The organism is Phyllobacterium sp. 628 (genome assembly GCF_014189505.1).
Classification (GTDB): Bacteria; Pseudomonadota; Alphaproteobacteria; order Rhizobiales; family Rhizobiaceae; genus Phyllobacterium.
On record NZ_CP050301.1, the window covers coordinates 2,212,677 to 2,231,712 of the forward strand.

Annotated in this window: 20 protein-coding genes and 1 tRNA gene; 12 read left to right on the forward strand and 9 right to left on the reverse strand. The window is 54.1% G+C overall.

What is annotated here, in order from left to right:
• Positions 1 to 102 precede the first annotated feature (102 nt).
• The gene (locus HB779_RS12490) at positions 103 to 705 is read left to right on the forward strand and encodes a hypothetical protein (protein ID WP_244642357.1); all 603 of its coding nucleotides are present in this window, start codon (positions 103 to 105) and stop codon (positions 703 to 705) included.
• 58 nt (positions 706 to 763) lie between these two features.
• On the opposite strand, the gene HB779_RS12495 is transcribed toward HB779_RS12490, so the two are convergent.
• Entirely contained in the window at positions 764 to 1,228 is a 465-nt protein-coding gene (locus HB779_RS12495; RefSeq protein WP_188342713.1) for a hypothetical protein, read from the reverse strand.
• Positions 1,229 to 1,522: 294 nt separating this feature from the next.
• On the opposite strand from HB779_RS12495, the gene HB779_RS12500 reads away from it, so the two are divergent.
• Positions 1,523 to 1,599, forward strand: a tRNA-Pro gene (locus HB779_RS12500).
• Positions 1,600 to 1,684: 85 nt separating this feature from the next.
• Here the strand turns inward: HB779_RS12500 and HB779_RS12505 are convergent.
• Positions 1,685 to 2,686 (reverse strand): NADP-dependent oxidoreductase, encoded by a 1,002-nt coding sequence (locus HB779_RS12505; RefSeq protein WP_188342714.1) that lies wholly within the window; start codon positions 2,684 to 2,686, stop codon positions 1,685 to 1,687.
• Between the two features lie 361 nt (positions 2,687 to 3,047).
• Between HB779_RS12505 and HB779_RS12510 the strand changes: the two genes are divergently transcribed.
• The 5 genes from HB779_RS12510 (at position 3,048) to HB779_RS12530 (ending at position 8,037) form a co-directional block, all read left to right on the forward strand.
• Complete coding sequence (locus HB779_RS12510) at positions 3,048 to 4,001, forward strand: LysR family transcriptional regulator (protein ID WP_188342715.1); 954 nt, start codon at positions 3,048 to 3,050, stop codon at positions 3,999 to 4,001.
• A 75-nt stretch (positions 4,002 to 4,076) separates the two neighbouring features.
• Positions 4,077 to 5,309 (forward strand): acyl-CoA dehydrogenase family protein, encoded by a 1,233-nt coding sequence (locus HB779_RS12515; protein WP_188342716.1) that lies wholly within the window; start codon positions 4,077 to 4,079, stop codon positions 5,307 to 5,309.
• Between the two features lie 43 nt (positions 5,310 to 5,352).
• A complete protein-coding gene (locus HB779_RS12520) occupies positions 5,353 to 6,426 on the forward strand; it encodes a phosphotransferase family protein (protein WP_188342717.1) in 1,074 nt (357 codons plus the stop codon).
• A gap of 9 nt (positions 6,427 to 6,435) precedes the next feature.
• Positions 6,436 to 7,191, forward strand: coding sequence for an SDR family oxidoreductase (locus HB779_RS12525; RefSeq protein ID WP_210302590.1), 756 nt, complete (start codon positions 6,436 to 6,438; stop codon positions 7,189 to 7,191).
• A 21-nt stretch (positions 7,192 to 7,212) separates the two neighbouring features.
• Positions 7,213 to 8,037, forward strand: a complete 825-nt coding sequence (locus tag HB779_RS12530; protein WP_188342718.1) for an SDR family oxidoreductase — start codon at positions 7,213 to 7,215, stop codon at positions 8,035 to 8,037.
• Positions 8,038 to 8,040: 3 nt separating this feature from the next.
• On the opposite strand, the gene hutC is transcribed toward HB779_RS12530, so the two are convergent.
• Positions 8,041 to 8,775 (reverse strand): histidine utilization repressor, encoded by a 735-nt coding sequence (gene hutC / locus HB779_RS12535; protein WP_244642358.1) that lies wholly within the window; start codon positions 8,773 to 8,775, stop codon positions 8,041 to 8,043.
• Positions 8,776 to 9,016: 241 nt separating this feature from the next.
• On the opposite strand from hutC, the gene HB779_RS12540 reads away from it, so the two are divergent.
• From HB779_RS12540 to HB779_RS12555, 4 genes are read left to right on the forward strand one after another with little or no spacing between them, the layout of a single operon-like run.
• A complete protein-coding gene (locus HB779_RS12540; protein WP_188342720.1) occupies positions 9,017 to 9,856 on the forward strand; it encodes a transporter substrate-binding domain-containing protein in 840 nt (279 codons plus the stop codon).
• 29 nt (positions 9,857 to 9,885) lie between these two features.
• The gene (locus HB779_RS12545; RefSeq protein WP_188342721.1) at positions 9,886 to 10,608 is read left to right on the forward strand and encodes an ABC transporter permease; all 723 of its coding nucleotides are present in this window, start codon (positions 9,886 to 9,888) and stop codon (positions 10,606 to 10,608) included.
• Positions 10,609 to 10,617: 9 nt separating this feature from the next.
• A complete protein-coding gene (locus tag HB779_RS12550; RefSeq protein WP_188342722.1) occupies positions 10,618 to 11,316 on the forward strand; it encodes an ABC transporter permease in 699 nt (232 codons plus the stop codon).
• A gap of 10 nt (positions 11,317 to 11,326) precedes the next feature.
• Complete coding sequence (locus HB779_RS12555) at positions 11,327 to 12,127, forward strand: ABC transporter ATP-binding protein (protein WP_188342723.1); 801 nt, start codon at positions 11,327 to 11,329, stop codon at positions 12,125 to 12,127.
• On the opposite strand, the gene HB779_RS12560 is transcribed toward HB779_RS12555, so the two are convergent.
• From HB779_RS12560 to HB779_RS12570, 3 genes are all read right to left on the reverse strand, one after another.
• Positions 12,105 to 12,317 (reverse strand): hypothetical protein, encoded by a 213-nt coding sequence (locus HB779_RS12560; RefSeq protein ID WP_188342724.1) that lies wholly within the window; start codon positions 12,315 to 12,317, stop codon positions 12,105 to 12,107. The two genes, HB779_RS12555 and HB779_RS12560, sit on opposite strands and share 23 nt — an antisense overlap.
• A gap of 308 nt (positions 12,318 to 12,625) precedes the next feature.
• Positions 12,626 to 13,906, reverse strand: a complete 1,281-nt coding sequence (locus HB779_RS12565) for an O-antigen ligase (protein WP_188342725.1) — start codon at positions 13,904 to 13,906, stop codon at positions 12,626 to 12,628.
• Positions 13,903 to 15,444, reverse strand: coding sequence for an undecaprenyl-phosphate glucose phosphotransferase (locus tag HB779_RS12570; protein ID WP_188342726.1), 1,542 nt, complete (start codon positions 15,442 to 15,444; stop codon positions 13,903 to 13,905). The genes HB779_RS12565 and HB779_RS12570 overlap by 4 nt, the downstream gene beginning before the upstream one ends.
• A 514-nt stretch (positions 15,445 to 15,958) precedes the next feature.
• On the opposite strand from HB779_RS12570, the gene HB779_RS25605 reads away from it, so the two are divergent.
• Positions 15,959 to 16,093, forward strand: coding sequence for a hypothetical protein (locus HB779_RS25605; protein ID WP_256440600.1), 135 nt, complete (start codon positions 15,959 to 15,961; stop codon positions 16,091 to 16,093).
• A gap of 12 nt (positions 16,094 to 16,105) precedes the next feature.
• Here the strand turns inward: HB779_RS25605 and HB779_RS12575 are convergent, their stop codons facing one another.
• The 3 genes from HB779_RS12575 to HB779_RS12585 form a co-directional block, all read right to left on the reverse strand.
• Positions 16,106 to 17,014, reverse strand: a complete 909-nt coding sequence (locus tag HB779_RS12575) for a helix-turn-helix domain-containing protein (RefSeq protein WP_188342727.1) — start codon at positions 17,012 to 17,014, stop codon at positions 16,106 to 16,108.
• Positions 17,015 to 17,173: 159 nt separating this feature from the next.
• Positions 17,174 to 18,316 (reverse strand): glycosyltransferase family 4 protein, encoded by a 1,143-nt coding sequence (locus HB779_RS12580; RefSeq protein ID WP_188342728.1) that lies wholly within the window; start codon positions 18,314 to 18,316, stop codon positions 17,174 to 17,176.
• A gap of 9 nt (positions 18,317 to 18,325) precedes the next feature.
• The gene (locus HB779_RS12585) at positions 18,326 to 18,847 is read right to left on the reverse strand and encodes a polysaccharide biosynthesis/export family protein (protein WP_188345907.1); all 522 of its coding nucleotides are present in this window, start codon (positions 18,845 to 18,847) and stop codon (positions 18,326 to 18,328) included.
• Between the last annotated feature and the right edge of the window lie 189 nt (positions 18,848 to 19,036).

Sequence of the window (19,036 nt, forward strand, 5' to 3'; positions counted from 1 at the left end):
GAGGTAGCAGAAAGTAATGTCCCGGGGTGCGAATACAACCTGACGGACGCTTTCGTTGATATCAATCTCATCATTCAAAACCAGTATGCCATGAATCAAAAGATGCACATCGTTGGCAATGGACCGATTGCCGCAGATCTGTCGGCCGCGATAGATGCCTCGGACTTTGTCGTTCGTTTCAACGAACCCAAATGTTCTATCGGCATGTCGGGTACAAGGACCGATATTCTGTTCATGTGCAACGCCGGCAAGCCTATGCAACGGCGTTTGTCAGACCCCCTTTTCCTCCAATCGCCTATCCTGCAGGCGGCGGAACAGGTCATTTTGGCCTACCATCCGCACATCATCGCGCGGTATTTTCCAAAACCCAATCCCCTGTCGCAAATCAAGGGACGCCGTTCAGACTGGACCATGGAAACTGTGAAAGCTCTCGGCGCCGTTGGGAAAGCCAATACAATTCTCCCCGTACAGTTTTATTTGAATGGATGCAGGGAATTGGGATTGCCCGAAGCTCAGATGGGTAAGGTTTTTCCCAGCACCGGATATTTCGGAATTTACTATGTCCTCAATCACAAGCAGTTCGCCAACTGGGACATTTCAGTTTGTGGATTCAGCTGGCAAGGCTGGAAACGTCATGCCTGGGCCGACGAACAGCAGTGGGTGAAAAGCAAGGTTGAAACCGGCCGCCTAATTGTGATTGACTAGCGGAACGCTAACAGCACCATTGTACCATTCCAAGAAACGTAGGCATAAGCCCTTTCTGTCAGCGTGGGCGCCGCATCAACATGAGATGCTCATAGAATTTGAGGCGTTTGGGGCGTTTTTGCCTGCTAGGCAGAGGCAGGACTGAAAGCAGGCCGGGCTGTAAGCATACCGAATTGAGACGGATTACCTTTTCACCCCGCACCGTCCAGGTGTGAAGAAACGGCACCGTTTTACCACCGTCATGCATTTTGAGATGCACAAGCGCTTGCACCTCATCTTCTTCGCAATTCAGCGTTTCATAGACAACGGAAGTCGGATCGAGATAAAGCGAATATTTGTGCACGCAAGGGCCGAGATAATTGTCCGGTCCCTGATAAATACCGCCCCAGGGCACGCTGTCACCGATGCGGGCGACGAACTCGCTGTCAAGCAGCGGCGCGGTTGATTCCGGCCCGCCTTTGCGTGTTTTCTCGTAGACCAGCCTTATCAGGGCTCTGTTATTGTCTTGAACCTTCCCGGTCATGCTGTTTCCCCTAAATGCACGGTTTTATCCGCGAACTTTTCAGGAAGAATATAGTGATCACCAACACCCGTATAGGGCCGGTCTTGTCCCTATTGGCGTCCTGATACAATTGCCACTTTGCTGGGAGACGTCTCCGCCCGGTAACGATTGACCGTCGCTGCCATCCCCATTCGCGGAGGAGTGCCGAAAAGCTTCGCTGTCATGCATTTGTGTGCAGTTTCTTTTTTTCTAACGATCGGACTATTGCCAAAAAAACCCCGGTAATTTAGGGGTTCGGCACCGGAAGAGAGATGACGGAGTGTAGCGCAGCCCGGTAGCGCACTTGACTGGGGGTCAAGGGGTCGTCGGTTCGAATCCGGCCACTCCGACCAAAAACCAGCTGGATCACCATTCAGTTGGAACTCTCTGACGGAAAAGCCAGGCCTTCACGGGTCTGGCTTTTTTGTTTGCGGGCCGCTAAACCTTCACGATGCGCTTGCCGCGGTTTTCACCGGCCAACAGTCCGATCAGCGCGGCGGGCGTGTTCTCGAGCCCATTGATAATGTCTTCCTCAACCTTCAGTTTGCCCGATGCGACCCAGCCTTGCAGGTCGGCAAGGGCCCGCTCACGCTGGTTGAAATAATCCATGACAACAAAGCCCTGCACGGTGAGACGTTTGACCACGATGAGCCCCGGCACCCCCCGTGGTCCGCTGGCCGATGGCGAGCCGTCATATTGCGAAACAGCCCCACAGCAGGCAATCCGCCCGTGATTGTTCATAAGCGCCAGACAGGCTTCGAAAATATCGCCGCCGACATTGTCGAAATAAACGTCGATGCCGCTGGGAACAGCCGCGCGCAGATTGTGGAAGAGATTACCGGCCTTGTAATCAACCGCCGCATCAAATCCGAGATGCGATGTAAGCCAGTCGCATTTTTCGGGTCCGCCTGCGATGCCAACGACGCGGCAGCCCTTGATCTTTGCAATCGGGCCGACGAGTGAGCCTACGGAACCTGCCGCAGCTGAAACCACGACAGTCTCGCCCGCTTGCGCCCGGCCTATGTCAAGCAGGCCAAAATACGCCGTCAGGCCTGCAATGCCATAGACACTGAGAAGATGGGTGAGGGGTTCTATCCGCGGCATCTTGAGCAGGTGTTTTGCTGGCAACACGGCAAAATCCTGCCAGCCTGTATCGCCAAAAACGATGTCACCGGGTGCAAAATTCGGCGCCTTTGACGTTACAACCTCGGCGATGCTGGCACCTGCCATGACAGAATTGGGCTCGACCGCCGCGCGATAGGTCGCGCCCTGCATCCAGGCCCGGTTGGCCGCATCAAGCGAAATGTAGAGTACCCGCACCAATATTTCCCCATCCTGCGGTTCGGGGAGCGCGTTCTCGACGAGCCCGAACTGGTCCGGCTGAAGTTTGCCTGAGGGCTTTTCGCGCAAAATAATCTGGCGGTTGTTGGTCGCGCTCATGGGGTGCCTCCATTGATGTCTTATCGGTGTCAAAACACGGATTTATAAATGTACGGCCTAGGTCGTACACTTATAAATATGATCGAAATGGCGCCTGAAACGGCAAGAAGATGCGAGGAGAGACGCGAAGGGCGGGGCCCTTCCCCCGGCTGAGCGGCTCGACACTGCAGCTTGCAACCGTTTCGGCGTCCAGAGGATATGGTCCATTTGCCCGGCTACTGCGTCGCAAAGGCTTGAGAATGGATAAACATTCCCATCGCCTTTGCTCCTTGTATCCGAACAAATGGCCGCATACCATTTCAATCAGATTTATAAGTGTACGACCTAGTATAAATCATATGATCAGTTCTAATGTCTGCCTATGAACAATTTTGATAACCGTCTTGATCTGAACCTGTTCCGCGTTCTGGATGCAATTCATGCCAATGGCAGCATTTCCGGTGCAGCGCGTGCATTGCATCTGACCCAACCTGCTATCAGCCATTCCCTCGCCAGATTGCGTGACATGTTTGGCGATCAGCTGTTTGTGCGTCAGGGCAACAGGATGGTCGCGACGGAGCGGGTACGCGGCATCATCGCCGACGTTCGCCGCAGCCTGCACGGTCTCTATGCCGCCGTTGAGACCGCCACGGATTTTTCACCTGCGCGGCTCAGCATGGATTTCAAGGTTGCACTGCGCGATGTGCTTGAATCGGCGACGTTCTCGCCGCTGATCCGCCAGCTTGCGAGCGAAGCGCCGGGTGTTTGTGTGGTCAGCCGGCGTGTGGCGCGCGAAATCTTCGAGAAAGAGCTGGCGTCGGGCAGTCTTGATCTGGCAATTGATCGCAAGATCAAGGTTGGCCCGCATATCCGGCAAAAGACGTTGCTGCGTGAACCCAATGCGGTGGTGGTCAGACAAGGCCATGCGCTTTCCAGCCGCAAAATCACGCAGGCGGACTATGTTGCTGCCACCCATGTGCTTGTGACGCACATCGAAGGCATGGAGCCCATCGACTATATTCTCGCGGAACAGGGGCAGGGCCGCAAGGTGGGTCTGCGCTGTCAGCATTTCTTTGCAGCATGCAAGGTAATTGCCGAAACCGACTGGGTTTTGACCATGCCGCGTACCTATGCGCTTGAACTGTCGGCGGTACTTGCCGTTGATGTTTTGGCTGCGCCCTTGGCTATCCCGCCGATTGATCTTGTCATGTATTGGCACGCCGCACGCGATGAGGATCAGGGCCATCGCTGGATGCGGGATCTCTTTGCCGAGGTGATGAGCAAGTACGGCGGCGGAGCATCCCTCTCCAAAGATATAAGTGCAGTTCATGATTGATCATAAAGACATATAATTTGTTTGATGTGTTGCATGGCGATAGTCTCGTGTCAGAAAAGACGGGACCGATTATCGATGGATTTCACGCCGAGCGCCAAAACTCAGGATTTCGTCAAGCGCGTGAAGGCGTTCATGCGCACGCATATCCAGCCTGTCGAGCAACAATATTGGGCCGATATTGCTTCCGCTGGTCATGGCAATGACTGGAAGCGGTGGCAGATTTCACCTGTCGTTGAGGAGCTAAAAGCCAAGGCCAAGGCCGAAGGCCTGTGGAACATGTTCCTGCCTGACGAAAAGCTCGGCGCTGGTCTTTCGACCCTCGAATATGCGCTTGTGGCCGAAGAGACCGGGCGCAGCTTCATGGCGCCCGAGATTTTCAATTGCAATGCGCCTGACACCGGCAATATGGAAGTGTTGTGGAAATATGGCTCCGAACACCAGCAGGAGCTTTGGTTGAAGCCATTGCTGGCCGGGGAAATACGCTCGGTGTTCAGCATGACCGAACCTGATGTTGCCAGCAGTGATGCGACCAATATGCAGGCGACAGCCATCGTCGATGGAAATTCGATCGTCGTAAACGGCAAAAAGCACTGGTCCAGCGGTCTTGGCGATCCGCGCTCAAGGGTCGCTATCGCCATGGCCCGGACGCCGGATGATACCAAAGATCGTCATCATCAACATTCCATGGTGCTGGTGCCGCTGGATACGCCCGGTGTCGAGATCGTGCGTATGCAATCGGTATTTGGCGAGTTTGACGAACCGCATGGGCATGGCGAGGTGCACTACAACAATGTGAAGGTGCCGCTGACCAATGTCGTCAAGGCGCCGGGTGCAGGGTTTGAAATTGCCCAAGGACGTCTCGGCCCCGGACGCATTCACCATTGCATGCGTTGTATCGGAGCCGCCGAAGCGGCGCTTGACCTGACAATCGCCCGTGGCATGTCGCGGGTTGCATTCGGCAAGCCGATCATCAATCTGGGTGGCAACCGCGAACGTCTGGCTGATGCCCGCATCGCGATTGATCAGGCCCGGCTTCTAACCCTGCACGCCGCATGGAAACTCGATGTGCTGGGACCGATGGGAGCCATGGCCGAAGTTTCCGCTATCAAGGTGATTGCGCCCAACATGCTACAAAGTGTTGTCGATAACGCCATACAGATTCATGGTGGAACGGGTGTATCTCGCGATACACCGCTGGCGCAGTTCTTCATTCAGGCCCGGTCATTGCGCCTCGCGGACGGGCCGGATGAGGTGCACAAGGGGTTGATTGCACGGATTGAACTGGCCAAGCACGGATTTGTGAAATGACTGAAAAAGTAATCTCAGGCCTCCAATATAACCACAGGCCCCTATGACAGGTTCAGGTGCTGTCGATCATGCGGGCAAGGTGCGTGCGGGTGAGGAACTGAACGCCGAAGCAGTGAGCCTCTGGTTGCAATCGCTTGGCGTGCCCGTAGAGGGTGTGCCGGAGGTGACACAGTTTTCCGGCGGCGCATCGAATTGGACCTACCGGCTTCAATATCCACAGCATGATTTGATCCTGCGCCGACCGCCATCGGGCACCAAGGCGAAATCCGCCCACGATATGGGGCGTGAATACACCGTACAGAAATCGTTGAAGCCATTTTACCCCGCTGTGCCTACAATGGTTGGCCTGTGCGACGATGAAAGTGTCATCGGCGCGCAATTCTATGTCATGGAGCGTATCGCAGGTATTATCCCGCGCCGCAGGATGCCCGATGGCGTCAAGCTTGCTGCAACCGACACCCGGTATTTGTGCGAGAACATGTTGGACAAACTCGTCGAGCTTCACCGGATCGATGTGCCGGCGGCTGGCCTCAGCTCACTCGGCAAAGGCAATGGCTATGTGCAACGACAGGTGTTTGGCTGGTCGGAACGATGCGTCAAGGCGCATACGTGGAACACGCCATCCTTCAGCTATGTCAGAGCCTGGCTCAAAGCCAATATCCCGCAGGATACCGGCACATGCCTGATCCACAATGATTGGCGTTTTGACAATCTCGTGCTCGATCCGCAGGACCTGACCAACATTATCGGTGTGCTCGATTGGGAAATGGCGACGTTGGGCGACCCGCTCATGGATCTTGGCGGCATGCTCGCCTATTGGGTGGAGTCGGGGGACGGCTACTTCATGAAGATGACGCAACGCCAGCCAACGGCTATGCCGGGCATGATGAAGCGTACCGAAGTCGTTGACTATTATCTGCGCAAGAGCGGTTTGAATGTCAGCAATTTTGCGTTCTACGAAGTGTTCGGACTGTTCCGGCTGGCTGTCATCGCGCAGCAGATTTATTACCGCTATTACCACCGCCAGACACGCAATCCGGCCTTCAAGAACATCTGGATCATGGTGAATTATTTTGATTGGCGATGCCGGCGCATTATCCGCCAGAGCGGAAATTAGGGGCTGTTCATGATGGGCATACGCAAAACGATTTTGATCACAGGTGCCAGTTCCGGCTTGGGTGATGGCATGGCACGGGAGTTCGCCGCGATGGGACGCAATCTCGCCCTCTGTGCCCGGCGTACGGAACGGCTGGACGCTTTGAAAGCCGAGCTGGAGAGCAAGCATCCGGGCATAAAGGTCATCGTCAAGGCGCTCGACGTCAATGAATATGACACAGTGTTCCGCATTTTCCGCGAGGTGCAGGAGGAGTTCGGATCGATTGATCGCATTATCGTCAATGCAGGTGTAGGGCAGGGCAAGCGCATCGGCACCGGCCATTTCAGCCAGAATGTCCAGACGGCCCAGACAAATTTCGTCGCTGCTTTGGCGCAATGCGAAGCTGCGGTCGAAATTTTTCGCAAGCAGAACAGCGGTCATCTCGTTACCATCTCATCGATGAGCGCCGTGCGGGGACTGCCTAAACATTTGACCACCTATGCTGCGACCAAGGCCGGTCTGGCATCACTCTCAGAGGGTATCCATGCGGAGTTGATGGCGACGCCGATCAAGGTCAGCACGATTTTCCCCGGCTATATCCGCACAGAAATCAACGAAGGCGCACCGAAACTGCCGTTTGAAGTCGACGCCAAGACCGGTTCCCAATTGCTGGTCAAGGCAATCGAACGCGAACCGGCCAAAGCATCCGTTCCCTGGTGGCCATGGGGACCCATGGGCTTTCTCATGCGCATTCTGCCATTGAGCGTCGTCGTCAAACTCACCTGATTGCAGCAAAGGATGAAATCCATGAAAAAGCGTATCTTTGTCACTGGTGGCGCGTCAGGGCTCGGCCGGGAGATTGCTTTGCGCTGGGCACGTGAAGGCGCACTCATCTGCATTGGGGATCTGAATGATGCACGAGGGCAGGAAACGCTTGCTCTGATTTCCGCGGTCGGCGGCGAGGGCATCTATCGTCATTGCGATGTGACGAAGATGCGGGACCTACAGGCAGTCGCTGAAGAGTTGCAGCACACGTGGGGCGGCGTTGATATCGTGTTCAACAATGCTGGTGTTGCCACCGCCGGTGCGCTTGCAAGTGAACCCATCGAACAATGGCAGTGGGTGCTCGACATCAACCTGTTGGGCATCGTGCGCGGCTGTCAGGCTTTTGCTCCCGTTTTCAAGGCGCAGGGTAAGGGCTATTTCGTCAATACTGCATCCATGGCCGGGCTTGTTCATCCGCCGATGATGGGCAGCTATAACGCGGTTAAGGCTGCCGTCGTCGCCTTCTCCGAAACGCTGCGTATCGAACTTGCCTCCAATAACATCGGTGTGACGGTCGTGTGTCCGTCATTCTTTCGCACAAACCTTACCGAATCCATGCGCAGCAACAGCCCAGCCGCTGTGCAAAAGATTGAACGGCTGTTCGAAAAAGCGCCGATCACTGCCGCTGAAATTGCTGATCGCATCTATCGCGCGGTCGAGAGAAACCAGTACCTCGTCCTGCCGCATTCCGGTGATCGCAAGGCGTACTGGTTCAAGCGGCTGATGCCAGTGGGTTCCTACCTCAAGTTCATGACCAAGAAGACCCGCGGGTTCCGCCAGCTCGGGTCGTCACAACAGGCAAAGTGAATGCTAACCGGTCTTGCCCGTTCGCGATTCCAGCCGATAGCGTTTTCCCGGATAGATCAGCCGAACCAAGGATACCACGGTTTTTCCCGACCAGGTGCGGCGGCGGATGGCAAGGCACGGTTCGGTCCGCAAAATATCGAGCAACCGGCATTCCTCGGATGTTGGCATGGCTGCTTCGACAATATGTTCTGATCCGCTGAGCGGCGCATTGGCCGAGAGATAAACGTTGGGTGTCGATGCGGTAAAGTCTTGCATGAGATATTCCGGTGCCGCCGCAGGATTGACGAAACGGTCCTCGATCTGCACCGGAATGCCATTCTCGCTATGCACCACCAGCGAGTGGAAGGCGGGAGCGTCGACCGGCAATTCCAGCGCATCGGCTACGGCACATGAAGCCCGGACCTTTGCCAGAAGAACGACTGTTGCCTGATGAACATGGCCGCGCTCGGTGATCTCGTCGGCGATGTTGCGCACTTCAAACAATGTTGAATGCCCTTTGCGCGCAGCAACAAAGGAGCCAACCCCGCGAATACGCACCAGTTCGCCCTCATTGGCGAGTTCCCGCAAGGCGCGGTTGGCCGTCATCTTGCTGACGCCCAACCCAGCAACAAGCTCATTTTCCGAGGGGACACGATGTTCCGGCGGCCATTCACCACTGTGAATACGGCTGAGGATCATCTGCTTCACACCGGCATAAACCGGCGCATGATCATCGAAAGCAGGTCGTCGCTTGAGCATGGCATTTGTCATCGCACTGCCTTTCATATGCTCATTCCTTGTGCAGGATTAAATTTTGCCTCTGTCGTGACTTTCCCTCTTGCACAGCACAAGGGATATCATAAGGTACCATATACAACTTGAGCACAGACAAAAGCGATTTTCCAGCCAGCAATATTGGACAGGAAAATCCAGAAGCCACCGGAGCGTGGCACGGGAACATGGGATTCATATTAATGCCAACCTCAAGAGGAGAAGGCTGATGAAATTGTACAAGCTCTTGCTGTCGGGAGCGCTGGCGCTCTCTGCACTTTCCATGTCTGCTGCTGACGCAAAAGAATGGAAAACCGTCACCATCACGCTCGAAGGCGCTTATGCGCCATGGAATGTTACCAATCCCGATGGAACGCTCGGCGGTTTTGAGCCTGAGCTTGCAGCGTATCTCTGCGCCCAGATGAAGGTTGAGTGCAAACTCGTCGCTTCCGATTGGGACGGCATGATTCCAGCGCTTAATGCCGGTAAGTTTGACGTTATCATGGATGCGCTCTCGGTAACGGAAGAGCGCAAACAGGTCATCGATTTTTCAATTCCTTATGCCAATACCCATGCGGGTTTCGCTACGCAAAAAGACAGTCCGCTGGCCAATGCTGCCGGAACCGGGTCAGTTCTGAAGCTTACCCCGGGCCAGACCGGTGTTGCGGAAGTTGAAGCAATGAAGACCGCCTTCAAAGGCAAGACCATCGGTATTCAGGCTGCCACGGTCTATGCCAAGTTCATCTATGACAATTTCGGCAGTATCGCGACTGTACGTGAATACAAGACCGGCGCGGAACGCGATCTGGACCTTGAGTCCGGCCGCATTGATTTGGCTTTCGATGATGCCGTGTATTTCGGCACCACATTCGAAAAAGCCAATGGTGCGCTGGTTTTCACAGGCCCTGAATTCGGCGGTACGATCTTCGGTATTGGTGAAGGTCTCGGGTTGCGCAAAGCCGATACGGATTTGAAGGCAATGTTTGACAAGGCCATTACAGCGGCACTCGCCGACGGTACCGTCAAAACCCTGTCGATGAAGTGGTTCAAGACGGACGTTAGCCCGTAACCGCTGGTCGCGAGACAGGACGTCTGCTGATGTGGATATTCGAAGTGCTCGGATTTGGTCAAAAGGGTTGGGGCGGTCTGTTGATCGTCGCTGCCCTGATGACGCTTTGTGTAACGACGGTTGCCCTTATCATCGGGGCTATCCTTGGTACGATGGTTGCTGCCGCTAAGCTTTCCGGCAACAAGTTTCTCCGAACGCTGGGAAATATCTACACGACGGTCTTTCGTGGTGTTCCTGAGCTCCTGATCATCTACCTGATCTATTTCGGGGGCTCAGGTGCAGTCACGGCAATAGGCCGTTACCTCGGCTACGAAGGCTTTCTCGGCCTGCCATCCTTTGCCGCAGGTGCACTGGCGGTGGGGATTATTTCCGGCGCCTATCAGGCTGAGGTCTATCGCGGCGCGTTTCTGGCCATCCCAAAAGGCGAACTGGAAGCGGCTGAAGCTATCGGCATGCATCGCGGCCTGCGCTTCCGGCGTATCATCGCACCACAGGTGCTACGGTTTGCTATTCCCGGCATAGGCAATGTCTGGCAGCTAAGCCTCAAAGATTCGGCTCTGGTTTCGGTGACAGGCTTGGCCGATCTTATGCGCACGAGCCAAGTCGCAGCAGGCTCAACGCGGCAATACCTTCTGTTCTTCGTCGTCGGTGGCTGCCTGTATCTCGTTTTGACTGCCCTTTCTGATCGTCTCTTCACCGGGGCTGAAAGGCGTGCCAATCGCAGCATGCCTTCCTCATTCAGTCAGGCCTGAGGCACGGTCATGGATTTTGCGTTCCTCTTTCAAACCATGAAGACTTTGCTGGCGGCGGTGCCGATGACGCTGGCACTGTTCTTTCTGTCGATCTTTTTCGGCGGATTGCTGGCACTCCTGATCGTTTGGATGCGTGTTGCCAAAAACCCGGTCGTGCGCAATTTCGCCAAGGGTTATATCTTCGTGTTTCGCGGCTCGCCGCTGCTGATCCAGATGTTTCTGGTATTTTACGGTCTCGGGCAGTTTGGTTTCATTCGTTACAGTTTTCTTTGGCCTTTCCTGCGTGAGCCATTTGTCTGTGCTGTCCTCTCACTGGCTTTATGCACCGGTGGTTATACCGCCGAAATTTTCCGCGGCGGTTTGCGGGCGGTGCCAGCGCGGGAAATCGAAGCCGCCCGATCTATTGGCATGTCAGGCTTTCTTCTTGTTAGGCGCATCATCGGACCGATTGCGTTCCGGCATGCGCTTCCGGCCTATTCAACCGAAATTGTAATGATGGTGAAATCGACAGCGCTAGCCAGCCTTGTTACTGTCTGGGAAGTGACAGGTGTAGCCCAACGGCTGATCTCACAGACCTATCGCACCATGGAAGTATTTCTTTGTGCTGCAGCAATCTATCTCGTGCTCAATTTTCTGATCCTGCAGGCGACAGCGCTGCTGGAGCACCGTCTTTCCCGCCACCGGCGCGCCGCTCCGCGTTTGCCGTAAGGATTAAACCATGTTGCAAGACCAGCAGATCGACAACGCGACAGCAACTGCCAACCGGCTTTCGGTTCGCAATATCCGCAAGAGCTTTGGTGAGTTGGAAGTTCTGCGCGGCATTTCTCTTGAAGCGCATGATGGCGATGTCATTTCCATTCTCGGATCGAGTGGATCGGGAAAATCCACATTCCTGCGGTGTATCAATCTGCTTGAAATTGCGGATGAAGGCGAAATCTGGGTGGATGGCGAGCAAATCCAGATGGTCAAGAAGCAGGGAAAGAATATCCCTGTCAGTTCCAGGCAGGTGGATCATATCCGTGCTGAACTTGGCATGGTGTTCCAGTCCTTCAATCTCTGGTCGCATATGACCATCCTGCAAAATCTGATTGAAGGACCGGTGCATGTCCTGAAGCGGCCGAGAGCTGAATGCATCGCCGAAGCTGAAGCGCTCCTCGAAAAGGTTGGGATTGCCGAGAAACGCCATGCCTATCCGGCACATCTCTCTGGCGGTCAGCAGCAGCGGGCCGCCATAGCCCGGTCACTGGCAATGAAGCCCAAGGTCATGCTCTTCGACGAGCCAACATCGGCACTTGATCCTGAACTGGTTGGCGAGGTGCTTAGGGTGATGCGCTCACTGGCCGAAGAAGGCATGACAATGCTTGTGGTTACGCACGAGATGAGTTTCGCCCGCAACGTTTCAAACCGTGTGATCTTTATGCGGGAAGGCCAGATCGACAGCGATGGCGCGCCGGAAACAATGTTTAGCGATGCTGCATCCCCGGCGTTTCGTCAGTTTATCGGTAGCTTCCGAGGTTAAACCGGCTGCTGCTTTCGGCCGCCCTGCGTCTGACCAGAACCGCATCTGCCGCAAAACTCGCCATAGCTTCCGCATCTCTGTTGCCGATAATGAAAGCTGCGCGGATAAACCGGGCAAGTACTTTGCGCTCCGGATCCGATTCATTGTTAATTTTCAGTTTTTTCGCCGCCTCATCCAGCGCCTGCTGCATGAGCTCTCCATCGGCTTTCGAATAATTGGGATTATCGGCATCTAAAAATGTCAACTACGATTTCCACCCATTCTTCTCCAGTGCAGTGACATACCAATAGAATAAAACTCATATTGGGATGAGTTTTTCTAATAATGACATGATCTTACATGGAGAGCGGTGGGTTTTCAATGCGCACAGGGAGAGTATATTAAATCTATATTATGGATTGCTTCTTCTTTTCTTATATGAATAAAATTTATCGGCGATGAATAGATGGATGAGAATAACTATATCGAATTCCGGCGATGCAGAACACTTTGCGACATTTATTCAATCGGCGGTTTAGTAGAAGTGTTATTGATGGCGAATGATGGTTGCAGGCCATGGCGTGCCTCCAGTGCAGCGCAGCCCCATATGATTCCAACGAGAATATAAAAATGCCGCCAATGGTCCGTATCAATGACATTACCGATCACAACCTGTGCCACGTACGTCAGATAGGCGCAGAGGAGAAAGGGTTGCCACGGTCGCTCCCGAAAGAGGATGCGTAATCCCAATCCAAGTGTCAGCATAGTCAGTGTGAGATAGCTGATGAAGCCGATCCAGCCATAATCCAGCGCGGCCTTCAACCAGATATTGTGCGTGTCTTCACCGAAGATCGGTCCGAATTCCAAAGGACCAATGCCAAGCGGATGGTCGATGGACATGAGCAGGCCATACCAGTGGCGGGCAAACCGGCCAAACTGCGCATCATCATAGTCCTGCACCAGTTGCGCGCGCGCCGTAAACAGCTCCGCGACACTCGGGATTTGCAGGGCAATCAGAATGGCAACCAGAAGAACAGCAACAGCAAGCCCGGATAGAAGAATAATCCTCAGGCGGAAAATGCGGCTGGAGCTTCTAATAAAAAGCGCCAGCGCGAGTCCTGCGATAACAATAACCACCATTCCCCATGCGGCGCGGGAAAACGAAAGAAAAACACCCAGAGTGAGGATCAGGGTAGGGATCAGGCGGACGGGCAATGCCCGCAGATTGCCCGCCAATATGCCGTGTACGAGCCATGCGATGGGAAGAACGAGAAACGGCCCGAAAACGTTGGGGTCTTTGAAGGCGCCCATGGCACGCCCATAGCGCGTAAACACCTCGGCACCGGGAAACGCATTGAAATAGCCAAGAATACCGAGCAGCGCCGTTACCACGGCACCGGCAACATACGCATTGAAAATCACGGGCAAAAGCCGGTGATTACTCTCGATAATGGCTGCGAGAAAGACCGATGTGAACGCAAGGAACAGCGAGACTGCCATATACATCGGCGCTGTCTTCAGATCCGGCATCTGTGCCACGGATAACCAGCCGCCCAGATTGAAGACAATCAATATAGCGAGCAGCACAACGCCCGTTCGGGAGAAACGCAGGCCAAACAGCGCCCAGATAACGATAAGCCCCGCCATGAAGAGGTCGTAGGGTGCGGGTTCATTGATGACAAAGCCGCTGAGAAAGATGCCGAATGCTACGGCGGCTGATGAGGCAAGCCTGCCCAACGCGCGGTTTCTTTCGGCCCCGCCAACTCCATTCAAACCGGTACTTTGGACCGCGGTGCTCAATAGGCATTGTCCGTGTTGAGCAAGCGCACCGGCGTCAGGAACAGGATCTTCAGATCAAACCACAATGACCAGTTTTCGATATAATAAAGATCGAATTCCGTGCGCATCTTGATCTTGTCTTCCGTATCGATTTCACCGCGCCAGCCGTTGATCTGCGCCCAGCCTGTAACGCCGGGTTTGACCCTGTGACGGGCAAAATAACCATCCACAACTTCGTTATAGAGAAGATTGTGCGTATGCGCCGAAATAGCGTGCGGCCGTGGCCCCACAAGCGACAGCGTACCCATCAAGGAGTTGAAAAATTGCGGTAGTTCGTCGAGCGAAGTCTTGCGGATGATGCGCCCGACTCGGGTCACGCGCGGATCGTTTTTTACCACCGCATTGCGGGCAGTCGGGTCGCACATTTCCGTATACATCGAGCGGAATTTCCAGACCTCTATGATTTCGTTGTTAAAGCCGTGCCGCTGCTGTTTGAAAATGACCGAACCCTTGCTTTCCAATCGGATTGCAAGGGCCGTGGCCAGCATGACCGGGCTGAAAACGATGATGCCGAACAGACTGAAGAAAATATCGAATGCCCGCTTGGCAACCGAATCCCAATCATTGATCGGCTTGTCGAACAGGTCGATCATGGCAATCGAGCCGATATAGGAATAGGCGCGTGGCCGGAACTGCAAATGGTTGTTGTGCGCCGACAGTCTGATATCCACGGGCAGCACCCAAAGCTTCTTCAAAAGCGCCAGGACGCGTTCCTCAGCAGTAATCGGCAGTGATACGATCAACATATCGATGTGGGCGATGCGCGCAAATTCAATCAGCTCCGAAATGTTTCCAAGCTTTGGATAGCCTGCAACAATCGGCGGCGAACGCTTGGCGTCGCGATCGTCGAACACGCCGCAGATGCGGATATCGTTGTATGGCTGCTGTTCGATGGAACGGATCAGATCTTCAGCGGGTTTGCCGCCGCCGACAATCACTGCGCGCCGCTCCATCTTGCCATTTCTGGCCCAGCGGCGAATGAGCCGGGACATGATGACTCGAAATACAACGAAAAGAACGAGGCCTGACACGTACCAGCCGACGAGCCAGACACGCGAATAGGCTTCGGAAATCTTCATGAAGAATGCGGCCAGCGCCATCAGCGCAAAAGTGCTCGACCAGGCAAGCAGCAGGCGTCCGAACTTGGCGAATGGATTGCGCATCACCGAGAGTTGGTAACTGTCGGTGAGTTCAAGAATCAGCACGCCCACAACTGCAGTTGCGAGGATTCCCACGGAGTAACTCAAGATAGCGGTCGATGTCGGACCCACATAGATCAGGAAAACTGCAATACCGGTCAGGACGATGATCAGGAACTCGAGGATGCGCATGGTGCCGCTGACCATGACAGGCGAATTGCTGTTGCGCGCATATTGCGATGCAATCTGATGGGCAACAGGGCTCAGGGTAGCCTTTTGCACCGGTTTGGACGCAGATTCGGCTGCGAGGTTGCGAACAACATCGCGCGAAAACTTGGATTCGCCTTTTCGGTCTTTCATGCTCCACCCTAATGAATTCTATTCATTTGTCATAACACGGATGAGCTAAAAAAGGCTTGCGTGAAAATACAACTTACGAGGGAGCGGCGCGTGTTGCTCTCGCGTTTAAGGTTTATTCCCTCAAGCTATGATTTCTATAACTTAAAATCATTTTTCACAGGCGCGTGATTGTGCCTATTTGGCAACAACGGTGGCATTAGACTTTGGTCTTGTGTGCTGTCGTATTTTTAAGCGTGGAGGGCTGCGAACACTTTGTTTCACACGCGATTGCTAAAACACGTCGCTGCCGGATTTTACCCGGGAGAGGCGACAAAGGCTTTAAATTGCTTGCGATTTTAAAGAGCAATTGGACCCAGAGTACCCGCCGGCGGTTGTTCCTTTGAGTAATGCCAAATGGCACTTGAGGACCTCTGATTTTCAATTGCAATTGGTCAAACAGGACACGGGGACAAATATGGCTGTACCAAAACCAAGACATTTGAAGAATGATCCGCGGAGAGTGAGAGAATGCCAGATGGCTGTGGAGGACACTCTGCTCGATCTGGTATGCGAAGCATCCATTGCCGGGTGGGAGGATAGAGAGATTACGTCCGCAATCATCTCGATTGCGGAAAGCGTGCAGCGTGCACTTGTTGAATGGAAAGCTTAATAGGGCCTAATCCTAGTTTCTGGTACGGTAAAACCGGATCATTTCAGACGGTGTCGTGCCGTAAGCTTCACGGAAAAGAGCAGAAAAGCGACTGACACTGGAAAACCTGAACCGTCCGGCAATTGCGGCGGTACTGTACAGCTCACCACGCATAATGGCCTCGTAGGCAGCCGAGAGCCGCTGATAACGAAAAGTATTCATTGGGTGTGTGCCGCGATATTTCATGAAAAGCCGTTGCAGTGTTCGCGGACTGCAGCGCGCCGCTGTTGCAACGTCGTGAATGGTAATCGGGTTGCAGAGATTAGCGCGCATAAATGTCTCTGCGCGCTCTACTGAAGGTGGTAGACCAGCGTCGATATCCTCACCATCTGATCTTGAGGCGAACAGTTTTATGAGAAGCAACCGCTCATAAACGTCCGCAAGTGCCTTCCGTTCGGCTCGTTGGGCATTGCGCACTTCATTGCAAGCCTGCTGGAATGTCTGGCCAAGCTCTAAAACAGTATTTTTTGAGAATGTGTAGAAATATGGCACATAGAGTTCTCTTGGCAGTGGCTTCTGTGTCCATTCTTCAAAAGTCTTGCGTAAGGCATTGATTGGAATCGTAAAGTTAATCCAACGGCTTCCCGGATGAATCTTGATTTTCATCCCGGCATGGTTTGGCAAACAAGCTGCGTTTCCGGGAGCAAGCGTGTGGAGGACGTCCTCATTAAAACAAACGGTCAGTGCGCCATTCATGAGAATGACGACATTGAGCATCTCCGTTTGCCCGCAGGCCGTTATCTCAACGTAACCGATGTTTTCGGCATAGGTGATGCTGGTCTGCGTGAGATTGCAAACGTCACATGAAAGGATGCCGGACCCATTGCTGTCGTGAGCACCGCCTGAAACCCAGTTACCTTCGAATTGTGCTTCAACAGCCATATGTCATTCAAAATGCTAGAGGTTTACGCATCGAGATTTCCAGGAAACCGACAGGTCACGTGGAAATAGATGCAAACACGCGCCGTGGAAAATGACTTTAATTTCTGGCAACTATAACCAGAGCGAATAGAACTAATCGCTTGCTACTGCGCTTTGCTGCTACGCTGGTTTGTTCAGTGCAGCAAAATACTCCGCTTCCAGCTTGGCTGCCATCGTTTCGATGCTGAATTTTTGCCTGAGTATATCCACGTCGGGGAGGGCTTCTTTAAAGGTCGAAGGGGCACTGAGAACAGCTATCATTCGTTCGCAGAGCTGGTTTGCCTCAGGTTGAACAAGAGCAGGCGAAGTCTCGCCCAATATTTCCGGAATGCCGCCGACTCGCGTGGTGATAACAGGGCGCCCGGCGGCAAGAGCTTCGAGCACGATATAGGGCAGGGCCTCCGCGCGGGATGGAATGACAACGATATTGGCGAGGCGAAAGGCTTCCCGGGCCTTCATGGGCATCAGGAAGCGTATATGCTCGCTTATACCCAGCGCTTCAGCTTGTGCAATGAGGGCGGACCGCTCCTTGCCATCGCCAACCATAATGCCCGTCAGGATTCGCCCGCCTGCATTGCTAGCTTTTTTCAGGGCATCGATAAAAATATCAGGGCCTTTCAGGTCGCGCAGTTCGCCGATGAAAAGAAAATCTGCAGCTCCCTCGCCGGGAACTACCGGGTCGAAGTCGCTATCCGCCAGACCGTTATAGATGAGAGTTGATTGACAACGCGGCTCGCCGATCTTGCGCTTGTAGGTATCCTGTTCGAACTTCGATACAAAGATGATGCGGTCAGTCATCCGCTCCATGATTCTCTCGATCTGGAAAATCACACGTCCCGCGGTGGTCGCCGGATCGTAGTGCAGGCTGCCGCCATGGGGGGAATAGAATCGTGCAACCCGTATTCCCCGCATCCGCACGATCGAGCCGAACATCCGGGCGTAGGCGCCGCCCTTTGCCCCATGACCGTGCAAAACGTCAGGACGCATTTGCTTGATTGTCTGGTAGGTGCGAACAGCTGTGACAATATCGCGGAGACCAATCCGCCGCTGCATGGGAAGGCGTTTCAATCCCAGTGTGAGCTTGCTCTCCATCTCCGCAAGCAAGGCCTCTTCAAAATCCCCGCCCGTGGATGCATCGCATACGACGCCGACCCGATGTCCGGCCTTTACTTGCGCTTCGATAAGATCACGCACATGACGAAATATTCCGCCGACCGGAGCGCGAAAGCAGTGAACGATACGAAGGGATCGTTTGTCGCTCATCTCCAGCGATCAGAAGAAACGCTCGCGTACATAGACAGTATCGCCAGGAAGCACCGGATCGGAAATTGTAACGCGGCCTGTCAGGCTTTCGCCGTTGAACTGGCGTGTAATATCCACGTCCTTCTGGTTGGCGCGGGCACTGAAGCCACCGGCAATCGCGATGGCCTTTTGAGCAGTCAATCCCGGCACGTAGGAATACTGGCCCGCTGCGCCAACTTCGCCCATGACGAAGATCGGACGGTAGCGGTCAACGTCAACGGCAACATCGGGATCGCGCAGATAACCCTTGCGCAGTTTCGCCGCCACTTGCGCTTCGATCTGCTGGATGGTCTTGCCTCGGGCAGGCACGCTGCCAATCAATGGCACAGAAATATAACCGGCCTGATCGATACTATAGGTGTTGGTCAACCCTTCCTGTTCGAACACCGTGAGGCGCACCCGGTCACCGGCATCAAGTAGGTAAGGCTTGTTGAGCGCCTCGTGAAATGCAGCAGGGGCAGGGCGATAACTAGCGCAGCCGCCAAGCGTCATGGACACAACACTGATCGCCACCAGGAAGATTTGCTTGCTGAACACCGTAAAACCCTTGCAACAATTGCGACGAATTTGCTCGACTCTGTGCGGGATTATCAGTTCATTAGGGTTAATGGCTGGTAAACCATGCAGCAATCGCCGGCTGCGAGGCGTTTATAATGTTGTGTGCACCATGGGCTGGCATCG

What these genes read in the sequence shown, in the direction of transcription:
- HB779_RS12490 (WP_244642357.1), top strand. Translation starts at nt 103, where the DNA reads ATGCACATCGTTGGCAATGGACCGATTGCCGCAGATCTGTCGGCCGCG.
- HB779_RS12495 (WP_188342713.1), bottom strand. Translation starts at nt 1,228, where the DNA reads ATGACCGGGAAGGTTCAAGACAATAACAGAGCCCTGATAAGGCTGGTC.
- HB779_RS12505 (WP_188342714.1), bottom strand. Translation starts at nt 2,686, where the DNA reads ATGAGCGCGACCAACAACCGCCAGATTATTTTGCGCGAAAAGCCCTCA.
- HB779_RS12510 (WP_188342715.1), top strand. Translation starts at nt 3,048, where the DNA reads ATGAACAATTTTGATAACCGTCTTGATCTGAACCTGTTCCGCGTTCTG.
- HB779_RS12515 (WP_188342716.1), top strand. Translation starts at nt 4,077, where the DNA reads ATGGATTTCACGCCGAGCGCCAAAACTCAGGATTTCGTCAAGCGCGTG.
- HB779_RS12520 (WP_188342717.1), top strand. Translation starts at nt 5,353, where the DNA reads ATGACAGGTTCAGGTGCTGTCGATCATGCGGGCAAGGTGCGTGCGGGT.
- HB779_RS12525 (WP_210302590.1), top strand. Translation starts at nt 6,436, where the DNA reads ATGATGGGCATACGCAAAACGATTTTGATCACAGGTGCCAGTTCCGGC.
- HB779_RS12530 (WP_188342718.1), top strand. Translation starts at nt 7,213, where the DNA reads ATGAAAAAGCGTATCTTTGTCACTGGTGGCGCGTCAGGGCTCGGCCGG.
- hutC (WP_244642358.1), bottom strand. Translation starts at nt 8,775, where the DNA reads ATGCTCAAGCGACGACCTGCTTTCGATGATCATGCGCCGGTTTATGCC.
- HB779_RS12540 (WP_188342720.1), top strand. Translation starts at nt 9,017, where the DNA reads ATGAAATTGTACAAGCTCTTGCTGTCGGGAGCGCTGGCGCTCTCTGCA.
- HB779_RS12545 (WP_188342721.1), top strand. Translation starts at nt 9,886, where the DNA reads ATGTGGATATTCGAAGTGCTCGGATTTGGTCAAAAGGGTTGGGGCGGT.
- HB779_RS12550 (WP_188342722.1), top strand. Translation starts at nt 10,618, where the DNA reads ATGGATTTTGCGTTCCTCTTTCAAACCATGAAGACTTTGCTGGCGGCG.
- HB779_RS12555 (WP_188342723.1), top strand. Translation starts at nt 11,327, where the DNA reads ATGTTGCAAGACCAGCAGATCGACAACGCGACAGCAACTGCCAACCGG.
- HB779_RS12560 (WP_188342724.1), bottom strand. Translation starts at nt 12,317, where the DNA reads ATGCAGCAGGCGCTGGATGAGGCGGCGAAAAAACTGAAAATTAACAAT.
- HB779_RS12570 (WP_188342726.1), bottom strand. Translation starts at nt 15,444, where the DNA reads ATGAAAGACCGAAAAGGCGAATCCAAGTTTTCGCGCGATGTTGTTCGC.
- HB779_RS25605 (WP_256440600.1), top strand. Translation starts at nt 15,959, where the DNA reads ATGGCTGTGGAGGACACTCTGCTCGATCTGGTATGCGAAGCATCCATT.
- HB779_RS12575 (WP_188342727.1), bottom strand. Translation starts at nt 17,014, where the DNA reads ATGGCTGTTGAAGCACAATTCGAAGGTAACTGGGTTTCAGGCGGTGCT.
- HB779_RS12580 (WP_188342728.1), bottom strand. Translation starts at nt 18,316, where the DNA reads ATGAGCGACAAACGATCCCTTCGTATCGTTCACTGCTTTCGCGCTCCG.
- HB779_RS12585 (WP_188345907.1), bottom strand. Translation starts at nt 18,847, where the DNA reads ATGACGCTTGGCGGCTGCGCTAGTTATCGCCCTGCCCCTGCTGCATTT.